Source organism: Actinoplanes sp. NPDC004185, assembly GCF_053603475.1.
Map to the genome: position 1 here is coordinate 1 of NZ_JBSGFR010000065.1, position 14,134 is coordinate 14,134.

Here is a 14,134-nt window from a genome sequence, read left to right on the forward strand (position 1 = left end):
TGCCGGTGCCCCAGAGCCGGCCGATGGCGGCCGAGCGCAGGGTGTTGAGCAGGACGGTCTTGCCGACTCCGCGGAGTCCGGTCAGGACCAGGCTGCGTTCGGGGCGGCCCCGGGCGACGCGTTCCAGGACGACGTCGAAGGCGTCCAGCTCACGGCCGCGACCGGCCAGCTCGGGCGGGCGTTGGCCGGCGCCGGGCGCGTACGGGTTGCGGACCGGATCCACGGATAGCACCGTATCGGGCTCTCTAGCCGAAAAGCTAGACTTCGCAATCGAACGCTCTCTACGAGTGTCTAGCGTCAGCCCTAGAGAGGCCTAGTCGACCCCATACTCCTTGAGGCAGAGCACGAAGTCGAGGCTGTCCAGCTCGCTGTCGTAGAAGTACCACTTCGTGTACTTCTGGACCTTGCTGCACTTGGACTCGGCGTCAGCCTCGCCGGTGGTGCGGCCGTCCACCCGCTTGAGCACCTGATACGTGCCGCTGGTGCAGGCCACGATCTTGAGGTCGGGGCTGTCGTCCGCCGTACCCTCGTTGCGCACGCACTGGCCCTTGCCCACGAAGCGCGCGTCCTCGCTGCTCTGCGGCTCGGGCACCGAGCCGTTGGTGGCGCTCGCCGACGCGGTGGGCTGGGCCGACCGCCCGGCCTCCTGGTTGCCGGCCCGCTGCACCAGCCAGCCGGCGGTCGCCAGCCCGCCGATGATGAGAAGGGCGAGCACGACCACCAGGGCGATGATTGGAGTGTTGCGCTTGCGCGGTGGCGGCGCCGGTGGCTGCTGCCAGACGGGCGGCACGCCGTTCATCGGCGCCACGGGATAGCCGCCGTGGAAGCCGGTGGAATTCTCCTGCGAGGGGGGCACCGACATCGGCTGGCCGCCCCAGGCCGTCTCGGGCACCGGCGACGAATGCGTCGCGGCGTCGCCCCATGGGTCGGCCGGCTCGGTGTACGGCTCGTCGGAACCCGGCGGTCCGCCGGCCGACCAGCCCTGGCCGGGGTAGGGGCCGTTCTGCGACATCGGGGTTCCTCCAGGCGCGGGTTCGCTGTACGCCACCGTAGCGTGCAGGCCCGGATCGTTCTCTCCCGGAATCGCGCCGACCTGGGCTCAACTCGGCTACAAGAGGGCCATTCGCCTCGTCTGTCGGCAACGCGACCATCGCGGGGGACGCCGGACCACTACCGTTCAGCCCCATGTCGTTCACGGTGACGGTTTGTTCGGCGATCTTCGGCGGCGCTTCAGCCGCCTTCGTCCCTTGCCTGGCGTACCGCCTGGCGGTGCCCCGCGGCAGCCGGCCGAGATCAACCTGCGCCGACTGCACGGCCACCCTGCCGACCTGGGTACGGGCGGGAGCATCGTGCGACTGCGCCCGCGCACCGGTGTGGACGTTGACGACAGGTGCGCTGGTCGGGGGCATGCTGGGCGCCACGATCGGGCCCGCGCCGCTGCTGGTGGTGCTGCTTCCCGCGGCGCTGCTGGGCATCCTGCTGGCTCTGATCGACCTGCGCTGCCTGCGCCTGCCGGACCCGCTGGTGGCCTTGCTGGCGGTGGGCACGGTGGTGCCTCTCGGCGTGGTTGCTCTGCTGACCGGAGAGCTTGCTGTCCTCGTACGGGCGACTCTGGCGGCTGTCCTCAGCGGCGGCATCTATCTGATCATCGCGTTGCTGCCCGGGGCCGGCCTCGGCCTGGGTGACGTGAAGCTCGCCACGGTCCTCGGCTTCACCCTGGGCTTCCTGGGCTGGCCGGCCCTGGCCGTCGGGCTGCTGACGCCACACCTGATCAACGGCCCGCTCGCGCTGACCCTCCTCCTCACCCGACGAGCAGAACGCCGGACCGCCTTGCCGCTGGGGCCGGCCCTGCTGACCGGCGCGCTGCTGGGCTGCCTGATCGCCTAGAGGAGCCGCAGCTGGCGATCCTTGGGGCGGGACGGCACGGCGTCACCCATGCGCTCGAACAGCCCCGCATCGATCGCGTCCAGGAACGGGGTCGGTGACTGCTCGCGTTCCTTGCCGTGCCGGAAGCGCCGCGCCGTGTGGCTCACATAGAGCCGGTCCTGGGCCCGTGTCAGCCCCACGAAGAACAAGCGTCGTTCCTCGGCCGTCTCGTCATCCGTCGGCTTGCTGCCCGGCCAGCGCAACGGCAGCAGCCCGTCCTCACAACCGACCAGGAACACGACGGGGAACTCCAACCCCTTCGCCGCGTGCAGGGTCAGCAGGTTGACGGCCTCCGCCCGCGGGTCGAGCGCGTCGACCTCGGCGCCCGTGGCGATCTCCTGCAGGAAGCGGGTCATGTCCTCGCCGATCCGGTGGGCGAGCGGCATGAGCAGGTCAGCCGCCGTCCACACGTCCTCCGGCGCCAGTTGCTCGGCGTCCAGGGTCGGCGCCGCGTACCGCTGAGCCAGGACCTGCGCGGTCAGCTTCACCCGGGCGGCGAGCGATCCGCCCAGACCGTCGGCGTGCCGCAGCTCGCGCGCGAGCACCTGGACACCGGGCCGGTCCCGCAGGCGATTGTGTGACCGCTTCTGCACCGGTACGCCGGCCCGCGACAGCGCGTCCACCACAGCCTGAGCCTGCGAGTCCGTGCGGTAGAGCACAGCGATGTCCGCGAAGGACAGGGTGCCCGGCGCGACCGCGCGGGAGTCGATGCGGCCGGAGTCGAGCGAGCGGTGCGACAGGCCACCGACCAGCTCATCGACGGTACGGACGACGAAGTCGGCCTCGTCCGCCACGCTGCCGGCGAAGTAGCGACCGACCAGCGGCGACTCCGGGTTGACCCGGGCCGGGTCCAGCCGGCGGCCCTGCACCAGCGTGGTCGGCGCGATCGCCTGCACAGCGGCGGCCAGGATCGGCGCCGACGAGCGGTAGTTGCGGGTGAGCCGGACCAGCCGGGCGTCGGTGAAGTCGCGGCTGAAGCGCAGGAAATACCCCACGTCGGCGCCGCGGAAGGAGTAGATCGCCTGATCCGGGTCACCGATGGCGCACAGGTTGCCATCGGCCGGGGCGAGCAGGCGGAGGAGCTCGTACTGCGTGTCGTCGACGTCCTGGTACTCGTCCACGAAGATCCACTGCCAGCGCTTGCGGTAGCGCTCGACCAGCTCCGGCTCGTCACGCAGCAGGGCGACGGGCATCGTGAGCAGGTCGTCCAGGTCGACGAGGTCCTGCTGACGGAGCAGTTTCGCGTACGCGTGGTCGTCGTCGCCGGCCTGCTCACGGGCCGCCGCGCGTTCGGCGTCGTCGGCGATCCGCCAGCTCGCGCCGAGCCCGGCCGCCTTGGCGTTCTCCTTGAGGATGGTCAGGCCGAGCGAGTGGAACGTGCCGACCGTGATGTCCTCGGCCACGTCCGGGATCAGCGCGTCGAGCCGATGGCGCATCTCCTCGGCGGCGCGCCGGGTGAAGGTGATCGCCAGGCAGCGCTCGGGGAAGACGCCCAGCTCAGCGCAGAGGTACGCGATCCGGTGCGTGAGCGTGCGGGTCTTGCCGGTGCCGGGCCCGGCCACGATCAGCAGTGGACCGCCGGGCGCGGAGGCGGCCACCCGCTGCATGGCGTCGAGGCGGTCCAGCAGCCCGGTGCCGACCTCTTCCATGCCGGCCAGCATCGGCTCGAACGGCTCGTGCGGGCTCGCCGGCGGGGGCAGCGGCGGCGCCTTCTTCTTCGGCTCCTTGGCGGCCTTCGGGACCGGGGCGCGGCCGATCGCCGGCTCGGCCTTGCGCTGCTGCGGCACCGGTACGGGGAGCATGTCGAACAGCGTCTCGGCCTGCGGAGCGCTCTGCTTGTTGCGCAGTTCGCCGGGCTCGAAGAGGGTGATGACGCCGTACTCACCGTCGTACCCGGAGATCCGCCGCACGTCGCCGCGCCGCAGCCGGTCGATGGCCTCGCGCAGCTGCTCGCCGCCGGCCTGGCCGATGTCGTCGAGCGGGACATTGCGCAGGATGTCGAGCTCCGCGCCGAGGGTGGCGACCACGTGGTTGAGCCGGCCGTCGACGGTCTTCGACTTCGGGCCGACGCCGTTGATCTCGCCCAGGATCTCGGCGAGCTGGATGAGGTGGACGACCTGCTGATCGCGTTCGCCGCCGTCGGTCCGGTCGGCCAGCTCCTCGACGCGGTTGAGCACGCCGACGGTCAGCGGCTTGCCGCACTCGGGGCAGCGGCCGCCGTGCTCCCGCGTCTGCTGCGGAGCCCAGTTGATGCCGCAGGCCCGGTGCCCGTCCGCGTGGTACTTGCCCTCTTCGGGGAAGAACTCGATCGTGCCCGCCAGGGTCTCGCCGGCCTTGATCGCGAAGTAGTCCGGCGTGCCGGCGAAGAGCGTCGCCTCCCGGGCCAGCGCCGCGGGCGAGTGCGCGTCCGAATTGGACACCAGCCGGTAGCGGTCGAGGCTGGAGACCCGCCAGTTCATCGCCGGGTCGGAGGAGAGCCCGGTCTCCACGGCGGTGATGTGCTCGGCGAGGTCGGCGTAGCAGTCGGCGATGGCGTCGAAGCCGGACTTCGAACCCAGCGCGGAGAACCACGGGGTCCAGATGTGCGCGGGGACGAGGTAGCCGTCGGGGCTGGCCTCGAGCACGATCTCGAGCAGGTCGCGGGAGTCGAGGCCGAGAATCGGGCGGCCGTCCGCGGTGAGGTTGCCGATCCGGCCGAGCGCGGTGTTGAACCGGGCCGCGGCGGCCAGGTCCGGCATGTAGATCAGGTGGTGGACCTTGCGGGTGCGGTCGTCCCGTTTGTAGATCGTGGAGATCTCGACGCTGAGCATGAACCGCGCGTCGGTGCTGCTCTGCAGGATCGGCGGCAGCTTGCGGCTGACTTCCTGCTCGGCGTCGGAGCCGAGCCGGTAGAGGCCGGGCTCGTCGGCGGGGACCAGATTTTCCCGCAGGTGGTCGAACCAGGCGGGATGCGTGAAGTCCCCGGTGCCGAGCACGGCGATGCCTTTGCGGCGAGCCCACCAGGCCAGGTTCGGCAGGGTGAGGTCGCGGCTGCAGGCCCGCGAATACTTGGAGTGGATGTGCAGATCCGCGACGTATGTGTCCGCGGTGACCGAGGACCCTGCGCTAACCGAGGGCACGCTGCATCCTGTCACGAGCGCCCGGCGCGCCACGAGCCGCCACGCGCGAAGTGACATAACCGATCCACGATTGAATCCTGCGGAGATGTGCCCCGTGGCTCAGCGCAACCCCCAAGATTCACTGCTAAGGGGTACGCAGCTCGATGACAGTGACCTGCGGCGGCGCGCCCACCCGCACGGGCGGACCCCAGAAACCGGCCCCGTTGGTGACGTAGACCGGCACACCGTCGACCGTGCCGAACCCACTGACCACCGGCTGCTGAAGCTTGACGAGCAGGTTGAACGGAGCCATCTGACCGCCGTGCGTGTGCCCGGAAACCTGAAGGTCGACACCGAACGGAGCAGCGTCCCGGGCCACGACGGGCTGATGAGCCATGAGCACAACGGGGCGGCTGGTGTCCCGGTCCCCGAGAGCCCGCCGCAGATCAGGCCCGTCCCCGAAGTCGGCGCCGCCGATGTCGTTGACCCCGGCCAGGTCGAGCCCGTCCAGCTCGAGCCGCTCGTTGCGCAGCGGCTTGACCCCGAGCCGGGCCACCTCGGCGACCCACTCCTGATAACCGGAGTAGTACTCGTGGTTCCCGGTGACGAAGTATGCGCCACGGCGCGACTGGATGTCGGCGAGCGGCGCGGCGAACCGTCCCAGCTCGGCGACACTGCCGTCGACCAGGTCCCCGACGACACAGACGATGTCGGCGTTGACGGAGTTGATGAGATCGACGATCCGGGCGGCGTGGTTGGCGCCGGTCAGCGGGCCGAGGTGGATGTCGGAGACGACAGCGAGGCGGGTGCCGTCCATGGCGCGGGGCAGCTTGGCCATGGGGAGCTGGACCCGGTCGAGCTGCGGGGGGCCGAGGGCGGTCTTGACGCCGTAACCGGTGATGCCGGCGGCGGTGAGCCCGGCGAAGATCGCTGCGCCGCGGGCGAGGAGGAGCCTTCGGTCGATCCCTTGCGAGCTGGAGGGGTCCGGGGTGGGCTCGGGCTTGCGTGCGTCTTCCGGGTCGGCTCCAGTTGCGAAGCCCGCGGCGGGTGCGAGCGGGGCTGCTCCCGCAGCTACCGCGCTGCTCTCGACTCCCGCCCTGGCCGGGGAGTGCTCGGAGCCCGTCGCGGCCGGCGTGTGCTCGGCTCCCGTCCTGGCCGGCGTGTGCACGGGTCCTGCCGTGGCCGGAGGTGGCCCGGCTGTTCCCGCGCCGATCGTGTTGTGCTCGGCTCCCGCGTTGGCCGGCGGGTGCACGGGCCGCGCGGCGGCCGTCGTGGCTGTGGCCTCGGCGCCAGGGTGGACCTTGGCTGGATCGGTGGATTTGCTCGTGGCCCGGATCCAGAGGTTGATCGCCAGCCGCGGGATCTCCAGGACCGCCAGCGTGACCAGCAGGTAGAACATCAGCGCGATCCAGAGGTACCCCGGCCAGGCCAGCCACTCGACATACCCGGCCCGCACGCCGATCAAAGTCGCCGGCACCAGCACGGCCAGCGCAACCGCCACAAAGCCGCCGAACCTCCGCACCCGCCCGGCGCGGAACGGGTCCCGCACCAGCCGCTTCCACAGGTAGAAGTGGATCAGGCCGATGACGACGATGATGAGCGCGACGAACGCGAGCAAGCTCAACCCCCAGCGAACGGCGGCAGGACGTCCACCGTCGCGCCGGCGGGCAGTGCCGCTTTTCGATCATGACAGGCGAGCCCGTCCACCAGGAAGCTGGCCGCCTTCAGCACCATCGCCAGCCGCTCGCCGTGCCGCTGCGCCAGAACCACAGTGAGGTCCTCGACTGACGCGGCCGCGACACTTTCCGCCGAACAGCCGGCCGCTGCCCGCGCCCCCGCGAAGTATCTGATCTCCACCACGCCTGCGCCGCCCGGCACGTCAGCCCCCGATCGCCGACATCGGCCGGACCGGCTGCAGGAAGGAAGGGTCGTCGATCCCGTGACCCGCTCGCTTGCCCCACATCGCGGCCTGCCAAGCCTTGGCGATATCCGCGTCCGGCCGCCCCGAGCGCAGCAACCCGCGCAGATCCGACTCCTCCGTGGCGAAGAGGCAGTTGCGGACCTGGCCGTCCGCGGTGAGCCGGGTGCGGTCGCAGTCCCCACAGAAGGGCCTGGTCACACTGCCGATCACGCCGACCCGGGCCGGATTGCCCGCCGCGTCGACGTAGCCGGGCACGAGCCAGGTCTCGGCCGGCGCTGTTCCACGTGAAACCGAATCAGGTAGCAGCCCGTACGGCTCGAGCGAGGCCAGGATCGCCTCGGCGGTGACCATCTCGTGCCGGTCCCACTTGTGCTGCGCGTCGAGCGGCATCTGCTCGATGAACCTGAGCTGGTAACCGTGGTCGAGTGCGAAGCGCAGCAGTGCCGGAGCCTCGTCGTCGTTGACCCCGCGCATGAGCACGGTATTGATCTTCACCGGGGTGAGTCCGGCCCGGGCGGCCCCGGCCAGGCCCTTCAGCACGTCGGCATGCCGGTCGCGGTGGGTGAGTTCCAGGAACCGGGCCGGCGACAGGGTGTCGAGGGAGACGTTGACGCGGTTCAGGCCGGCGTCCCGCAGCGCACCCGCGAGCCGATCGAGCCCGATGCCGTTGGTGGTGATGGAGAGCTTCGGCCGCGGTTCGAGGGCGGCGGCCGCGGCGATGATGCCCGTCAGCCCTCGCCGGATCAGCGGCTCGCCGCCCGTGAACCGCACGTCGGTGACACCGAGCTGCTCAACCGCGATCCGGATCAGGCGGCTGACCTCGTCGTCGGTCAGCTGCTGCTCACGCGGCATCCACGCGAGGCCCTCCTCGGGCATGCAGTACGAGCAGCGCAGGTTGCACCGGTCGGTCAACGATACCCGCAGATCGGTCGCGACCCGCCCGAAGCGGTCAGCGAGCACACTCATGTCGACCCCTCGCCCCGCTGGTAGGCCACGTCGGCAGGAGCTCGGTGCCACCCGGATCGCCCGGCACACTCGCTCATTGATCGAACGTAGCGCTTGGATGTGACATTTGGCGTCGCCCGTCTTGTGGTTCGGGGCACGCGGAGCGCTCACCCCCGCAGCGCGGCGTCGGCCGTGGAGCGCACTGAGCTGCGGTAAGTCCCGCCGAACGCCGCCGTGTGCACCAGCAGAAGGTGCAGCTGATGCACAGGTACGCGTTCGCGCCAGCCGTCCGCCGGGGGCCACTCCTCCGCGTACGCCCGCAGGATCGTCTCCAGATGCGGCGCCCCGCCGAAGAGCGCGAGCTGCGCCAGGTCGGTCTCCCGGTGCCCACCGTGCGCAGCGGGATCGACCAGCCATGCCCGCCCGCCGGCGCCCCACAGGACGTTCCCCGGCCACAGGTCGCCGTGGATCCGGGCCGGCGCTTCGTCCCCGCCGTACCCCTCGATCCGCTCGATGACCTGCTCCACGACCGCGACGTCCGCCGGTGAGAGCGCACCGCTGTCGGCCGAGATCTTCAGGTACGGCCGCAGCCGCCGTTCCGCGAACCAGGGCCCCCACGGCCCGGCGGAGGGCGTGTTGTCCTGAGTCAACGGCCCGATGAACCCAGGCCAGGGCGCGCCGAAGGCATCCGCGCCCCGGCGATGCAGCCCGGCCAACTCCCGCCCGAACCGCTCGGCGGCGGCCGGGGACGCCGGGCCCGAGTCGATCCATTCGAGCGCGAGCATTTCCGGAAGCGCCACCAGCACCTCCGGGATCGGCACGGTCCCCGCCTCCCGAAGCCATTGCAGGCCGGCCGCCTCGGTGGCGAAGAAATGCTCGGGAGCGCTGCCGGAGGGCCACGTCTTGGTGAACAGTGACGCGCCATCGTCCAAGGTCAGGCGGGATGCGGTGCATACGTCACCGCCCCCGACGGGGGTTTCCCGGATCCGCTGGTGGGTGAGAAATGTCGGGAGATGCTGGGGGTGCGCGCGCAGGTACGCCAGATCCACCGCCTTATCTTCCACTTCGGGTTACGGCGTGCCCGGATCGGAGTCAAAATGTCGGCATGACACCTGTCGCGGTGCGTTCGTACCGGCCGAGCGACCACAGCGCTGGTCGCCGCCTGTGGTCGGAGCTGACCAATCAGCACAACCAGATGTACGGCGATGCCGCCAACGACGCCGGCGCGGGTTTCGAGGAATACCTCACCCGGCTGGACCTGAGCGGGCTCTGGGTCGCCGACCACGCCGATGACGGGGTGATCGGCCTGGTCGGGCTCATCATGCGCGGCCGCGCCGGCGAGGTCGAGCCGGTGGTCGTGACCGGCTCCCACCGGCACAAGGGTGTTGGTCGCAAGCTGCTGCGGCACGTCGCTGCGGAAGCCAAGAAGCGCAACATGGTCTCGCTGACGATCTCGCCGTCGTCGCGCAACGTCGACGCGATCCGCAGCCTGCACGCGGCCGGGTACGACGTGGTGTCGTCGATCGAACTGACCATGGACCTGGACCGGCATGCCCATGACTGGCAGCAGGACGGGCTCGAGTTGCATGAGTTGCAGTTTCGTTCCTGACCCGAGGTCGTGGGGAAGGCCTGTGGATAACCCGGTTATCCACAGGCGCTGAATTCGGCAGGCGGCGGCGGGCTGAAGTCGGCCACGCTGCCGGGCATGAAAAAGCAGATGGTCAGTTCACCGGCCGAGCTCATCTCCACCGTGCCGTTCCTGATCGGCTTCCACCCGGCGGACAGCCTCGTCGTGGTGGCCATGCAGGGCACGCTCATCACCTTCGCCGTGCGCATCGACCTGCCCGAGGTCAACGCACCCGAAGAAGAGGCCCTGGCCGCGGTGCTGCACCTGGCGACGGTCGTGCTGCGCCAGGACGCCGAGGCGGTCACGATCGTCGGGTACGGCGAAGAGCCCCGCGTGGCACCAGCAGTAATGCGCATCTCGGACGCATTCCGCAAGGCCGGCGCGACGGTCGTTGACGAGCTGCACGTGGAAGACGGCCGGTTCTGGTCATACCTGTGCACGGATTCATCGTGCTGCCCACCGGAGGGTCAGCCCTGCGAACCGCCCCACAGCGTGGTGGCAGCCGAAGCGACCTTCGCGGGGGCAGTGGCGCTGCCGGACCGGGAAGCCTTCTCGGAGCAGCTCGCACCGGTGACGGGTGACGACCGCGAGGCGATGGAGGCGGCAACGGCGCGGGCGGTCCTGCGCCTGGCGTCCCTGGCCGGCGAAGGTCCGCCGCCCCGGGAAGCCGGAACGCCTGATGGCCCACATCCGGACGGCGCTTCGCCGACCGACGGTGGCCGCAGCGAGCCGACCCGGCCTGCGCGCTTCCACGACGCGACGGCCCAGCAGGCTGCGGCGGCCGCCCGCGGCTGGAGCCGTCCCGGATCTGCCGAGCTGCGCCTGGGCAACGTGCTCTGGGCCAGCCTCGGTCTGAAAACGCCGTTGCCGGAAGCGCCGGACGAGGCCGCCGAACGACCGGACCTGATGTCGGACGAGGACTACTTCTTCGCCCTGGTGCGACGGGCGGGCCGGTTGGCGGTGCGGGAGGCGGAGCGCTGCTACAGCACCGGCGGGCGGCTCAGCGATGACGACGCCGCATGGCTCGGCGTGCTGTTGCTGCACATGCCGATTCGGGACTACGCCTGGGTCCGCACCCGAACAGAGGACTGGGAGCTGGCGCTCTGGTCGGACCTGGTGCGCCGGGTGGAGCCGCGCTACCGCTCGGCGCCGGCGGGCCTGCTGGCGTTCGTGGCGTGGCGCAGCGGAATGGGTCCGCTGGCCGGCGTCGCCGTGGAACGGGCCTTGGAATACCAGGAGCATTACCAGCTGGGGTTGCTGATGCAGGCCGCCCTCATCTCCGGGCTGCCCCCGTCGGCGCTCGACGGCTGGCCGGCCGTGGAAGGCCTGCCAGCAGTGGACGATTCCGCCGAAGCCGAAGCCGAAGCCGAAGCGCCTAACGACAGCGTTGGCTCCTGGCAAGCGCAGTCCGGGAAGTCGACGCCCCACCTCCCGACCGGCTCGGAGGGGACGGCCGCAAGAAGGGCAACCGATCCAGCCGCACCACAGTCCGCGAGGGAAGCGATGGACCGAGCCGAACCTCTGGCGGACAGCCCGGGCATGCCCCGGCCGGTCGGCCACGCCCCGAAGCCGGACACCGTCAAGTGCCGCGAGAAGCTCCCGGTCCGGGTCGGCCCCGACGCTTCGTCCGCCAAGCCCGAAACCCGGCCCGGCGACGGAGCGGGAAAGCATGAACGACGAGGCTCCCGTCCTCGCCGAGCAGCTCACCGCCCGATCTGAATCCGATCTCGCGCCCGGAGGCCGCGATGACCACACCTGACCGACCCGGCCGGCGATGCCCATTTCCAAGATCCGACCAGCCGGCCGATCGAGACGCCAGCCGGCCGATCGAGACGCCAACTGGGCGGTCGAGACGCCCCCCCAGGAAACCAACCGGCCAGCCCACCGCCGGCCGGGCCATCCAAGATCAACGAGATGGCCCGGCCAACCGATCAAGGCCTCTCAGACTCCTGCCGAACCGTAGCGGCCCCCAGATCCCCAGCACTCCGCAAAGCGGCAGCCCCACCCGGCGTCGGGTTGTCCGCGATCTGCTGCAACCCAGGCACCCGGTCCTCGATCACAAAGCTCGCCCGCGTATGCACAGCCGCCCCCGGCCGGGTCACATACGGCACCACCTGGAAGTCCGCCGTCATCGCGTCCTTCGTGATCGTCGTCCGGACGTAACCCCGCTGGTTGTTGTAGAAGCGCAGGTGCGGGTTCCAGGCCGCCCATGGGTGCTGCCCCGAGGGCACGTCCGCCCCGTCTCCCGTGGAGGTGATCGACGAGCACACCAGTTCGGTACCGACCGTGCGTGACGTCGGGTCCGTGTAGTCCAGCTTCAGCTCGTCCGCCCAGTGGGCGTGCACGTCGCCGGTCAGGACCACCGGGTTGCGGACCCCGGCGTCCACCCAGCCGCGGGTGATGCGGTCGCGGGACGCCGCGTAGCCGTCCCACGAGTCCATGCTCACCACCTTCGCCGGGCCCGCGTTGTTGTCGCGCTGGCCGAAGAAGACCTGCTGACCCAGGATGTCCCAGCGGGCCGTCGAGCGGTGGAAGCCGTCCAGCAGCCACTTCTCCTGCTCCGCGCCGGTGATCGAGCGGGCCGGGTCCGTTGCGGCCGGGCAGTCCTGGTAGCCGTCGCCGCAGCCCTGGTCGTCGCGGAACTGGCGGGTGTCGAGCATGTGGAACGTCGCCAGCCGTCCCCAGTGCAGGCGCCGGTACAGCTGCATGTCGATGCCGCGGGGGATCGAGGTGCGGCGCAGCGGCATGTTCTCGTAGTAGGCCCGGAAGGCCGCGGCGCGGCGGGCCAGGAAGTTCGGGTCCGGCTGCTCCGGGACCTCGTCCGCCCAGTTGTTCTCGATCTCGTGGTCGTCGAAGACCACCGCCCACGGCGCGACCGCGTGCGCGGCCTGCAGGTCCGGGTCGCTCTTGTACTGGGCGTGCCGTTGGCGGTAGTTCGCCAGGGTCACCGTCTCCGGGCCCTGGTGGTCGCGCGGGTTGCCGCCGGGGATGTTGTACGTGTCCGGCCCGTACTCGTACTGGTAGTCGCCCAGGTGCAGGATCAGCTGCGGTTCGTCCTCGGCCAGCCGCCGGTACGCGGTGAAGTAGCCGTGCTCGTACTGCGAGCAGGACACGAACGACATCGCCAGGGTGCCGCCGCTCGCCCACGGCGCCGGTGCCGTGCGGGTACGGCCGGTCGGTGACACGTACCGCTCCGCCTTGAAGCGGTAGAAGTATTCGCGGGCCGGCGCCAGTCCGTGCAGTTCGACGTGCACGGTGTGCGCCGCCGCGGCCCGGGCGACGGCGACGCCGCGGCGCACGACCCGGCGGAAGCGGGCGTCCGCGGCGATCTCCCACTTCACCGGCACGTCGCGGGACGGCATGCCGCCCAGGCCGTCGTCGGCGAGCGGGGTCGGGGCCAGCCGGGTCCAGAGCACGAAGCCGTCGTGTTCCGGGTCGCCGGAGGCCACTCCGAGGGTGAACGGATCGGCGCGCAGCGGCCCGCGGTACGGCGCCGCCGAGGCAGCCAACGGCCAGACGCTCGCGGCGCCGGCCGCGCCCACCGCGGCGCTGCTGAGCAGGAGAGTACGTCGTGAGAGTGCCATGCCGGCAGCCTCATGACTGTGAATGTCCGGCCCACGTGGCCGGGGTGAAGGGCCGTGGAAGACCGTACGAAGCTCAGACGGTCACGCGTTGCGTCCCCGCGTACACGTTCATGGTCTGCCCGCGCAGGAAACCGACCAGCGTCATCCCCGCCTCGTCGGCCAGCTCGGCCGCCAGGGTGCTCGGCGCCGACACGGCCGCCAGCAGCGGAATCCCTGCCATCCAGGCTTTCTGGGTCAGCTCGAAGCTGGCCCGGCCGGAGACCAGCAGCACATGCCCGGTCAGCGGCAGCCGCCCCTCGCGCAGCGCCCAGCCGATCACCTTGTCGACGGCGTTGTGCCGCCCGACGTCCTCGCGCATCACCACCAGCTCGCCCGCGGCCGTGAACAGGCCGGCGGCGTGCAGCCCGCCCGTACGGTCGAAGGTGCGCTGCGCCGCCCGGAGCCGGTCCGGCAGCTCGGCGAGAACCCGGGCCGGCACGGTGCCGGCGTCCGCGGCCACGTCGAACTGCGAGCGGGTGCGGACCGCGTCGATGCTGGCCTTGCCGCACACCCCGCACGAGCTGGTCGTGTAAAAGTTGCGGCTCGGGTCGGTCACCGGCGGCGGCACGTCGGCACCGAGCACCACGTCGACCACGTTGTACGTGTTCGGCGTGTCCGTGCCCGCGCACAACTGGGCGGTGACCACGTCGGCCGCCGTACGAATGATGCCCTCGGTCAGCAGGAAGCCCATGGCCAGGTCGATGTCCTGCCCCGGCGTCCGCATCGTCACCGCCAGCGGGGTCTTGCGCAGCCGGATCTCCAGCGGCTCCTCGGCGGCCAGGTCGTCCGGTCGCCGGCGCGGCTCGGCCGCCCCATCAAGGTCGATCTTCATCACGGGTCGCCGGTTCATCGTGCGCGCCATCACCCGAGCGTATGTCGGCCGCTGCGGCCCACGTCAGGGCGCAAGCCGGCACCCGCGCACGGCGCAATGCCGTCCGCACAGTCACGCTCATGTCCCCCACGGGATACGGTACGTACGTGGGGGGATTCGCGG

13 protein-coding genes are annotated in these 14,134 nt (G+C 70.9%); 3 read left to right on the plus strand and 10 right to left on the minus strand.

All coding sequences use genetic code 11. The features are described 5' to 3' along the window. The coding region (locus ACWEOZ_RS39880) for an ATP-binding protein (protein ID WP_451915877.1) at nt 1-223 on the minus strand (223 nt) is incomplete at its 3' end. Nucleotides 224-313: 90 nt separating this feature from the next. Then, nucleotides 314-1,012 (minus strand): LppU/SCO3897 family protein, encoded by a 699-nt coding sequence (locus tag ACWEOZ_RS39885; protein WP_451915878.1) that lies wholly within the window; start codon nt 1,010-1,012, stop codon nt 314-316. Nucleotides 1,013-1,185: 173 nt separating this feature from the next. On the opposite strand from ACWEOZ_RS39885, the gene ACWEOZ_RS39890 reads away from it, so the two are divergent. Then, nucleotides 1,186-1,887 carry a prepilin peptidase gene (locus tag ACWEOZ_RS39890; RefSeq protein WP_451915879.1) on the plus strand — a complete coding sequence of 234 codons (702 nt, stop codon included), beginning with the start codon at nt 1,186-1,188 and terminating at the stop codon, nt 1,885-1,887. Here ACWEOZ_RS39890 and ACWEOZ_RS39895 read toward each other — a convergent pair. The 5 genes from ACWEOZ_RS39895 to ACWEOZ_RS39915 form a co-directional block, all read right to left on the minus strand. Continuing rightward, nucleotides 1,884-5,045 carry a UvrD-helicase domain-containing protein gene (locus ACWEOZ_RS39895; protein ID WP_451915880.1) on the minus strand — a complete coding sequence of 1,054 codons (3,162 nt, stop codon included), beginning with the start codon at nt 5,043-5,045 and terminating at the stop codon, nt 1,884-1,886. The genes ACWEOZ_RS39890 and ACWEOZ_RS39895 overlap by 4 nt on opposite strands. Before the next feature lie 124 nt (nt 5,046-5,169). After that, entirely contained in the window at nt 5,170-6,642 is a 1,473-nt protein-coding gene (locus tag ACWEOZ_RS39900; RefSeq protein WP_451915881.1) for a metallophosphoesterase, read from the minus strand. A gap of 2 nt (nt 6,643-6,644) precedes the next feature. Further along, entirely contained in the window at nt 6,645-6,902 is a 258-nt protein-coding gene (locus tag ACWEOZ_RS39905; RefSeq protein WP_451915882.1) for a MoaD/ThiS family protein, read from the minus strand. 1 nt (nt 6,903) lies between these two features. Next, nucleotides 6,904-7,911: a GTP 3',8-cyclase MoaA gene (gene moaA / locus ACWEOZ_RS39910; protein WP_451915883.1), complete on the minus strand. Its 1,008-nt coding sequence runs from the start codon at nt 7,909-7,911 to the stop codon at nt 6,904-6,906. Between the two features lie 146 nt (nt 7,912-8,057). Further along, nucleotides 8,058-8,939: a fructosamine kinase family protein gene (locus ACWEOZ_RS39915; protein WP_451915884.1), complete on the minus strand. Its 882-nt coding sequence runs from the start codon at nt 8,937-8,939 to the stop codon at nt 8,058-8,060. A 56-nt stretch (nt 8,940-8,995) separates the two neighbouring features. Between ACWEOZ_RS39915 and ACWEOZ_RS39920 the strand changes: the two genes are divergently transcribed. Beyond that, nucleotides 8,996-9,499: a GNAT family N-acetyltransferase gene (locus tag ACWEOZ_RS39920; protein WP_212992359.1), complete on the plus strand. Its 504-nt coding sequence runs from the start codon at nt 8,996-8,998 to the stop codon at nt 9,497-9,499. A 35-nt stretch (nt 9,500-9,534) separates the two neighbouring features. Here the strand turns inward: ACWEOZ_RS39920 and ACWEOZ_RS39925 are convergent, their stop codons facing one another. Further along, complete coding sequence (locus tag ACWEOZ_RS39925; RefSeq protein WP_451915914.1) at nt 9,535-9,693, minus strand: hypothetical protein; 159 nt, start codon at nt 9,691-9,693, stop codon at nt 9,535-9,537. Here ACWEOZ_RS39925 and ACWEOZ_RS39930 point away from each other — a divergent pair. Next, nucleotides 9,641-11,236 carry a DUF4192 domain-containing protein gene (locus ACWEOZ_RS39930; RefSeq protein ID WP_451915912.1) on the plus strand — a complete coding sequence of 532 codons (1,596 nt, stop codon included), beginning with the start codon at nt 9,641-9,643 and terminating at the stop codon, nt 11,234-11,236. The genes ACWEOZ_RS39925 and ACWEOZ_RS39930 overlap by 53 nt on opposite strands. Before the next feature lie 212 nt (nt 11,237-11,448). Here ACWEOZ_RS39930 and ACWEOZ_RS39935 read toward each other — a convergent pair whose 3' ends face one another. Then, nucleotides 11,449-13,101 (minus strand): alkaline phosphatase D family protein, encoded by a 1,653-nt coding sequence (locus ACWEOZ_RS39935; protein ID WP_451915885.1) that lies wholly within the window; start codon nt 13,099-13,101, stop codon nt 11,449-11,451. A gap of 73 nt (nt 13,102-13,174) precedes the next feature. Continuing rightward, on the minus strand, nt 13,175-14,002 hold the full coding sequence (gene fdhD / locus ACWEOZ_RS39940; protein ID WP_451915886.1) for a formate dehydrogenase accessory sulfurtransferase FdhD: 828 nt from the start codon (nt 14,000-14,002) through the stop codon (nt 13,175-13,177). Between the last annotated feature and the right edge of the window lie 132 nt (nt 14,003-14,134).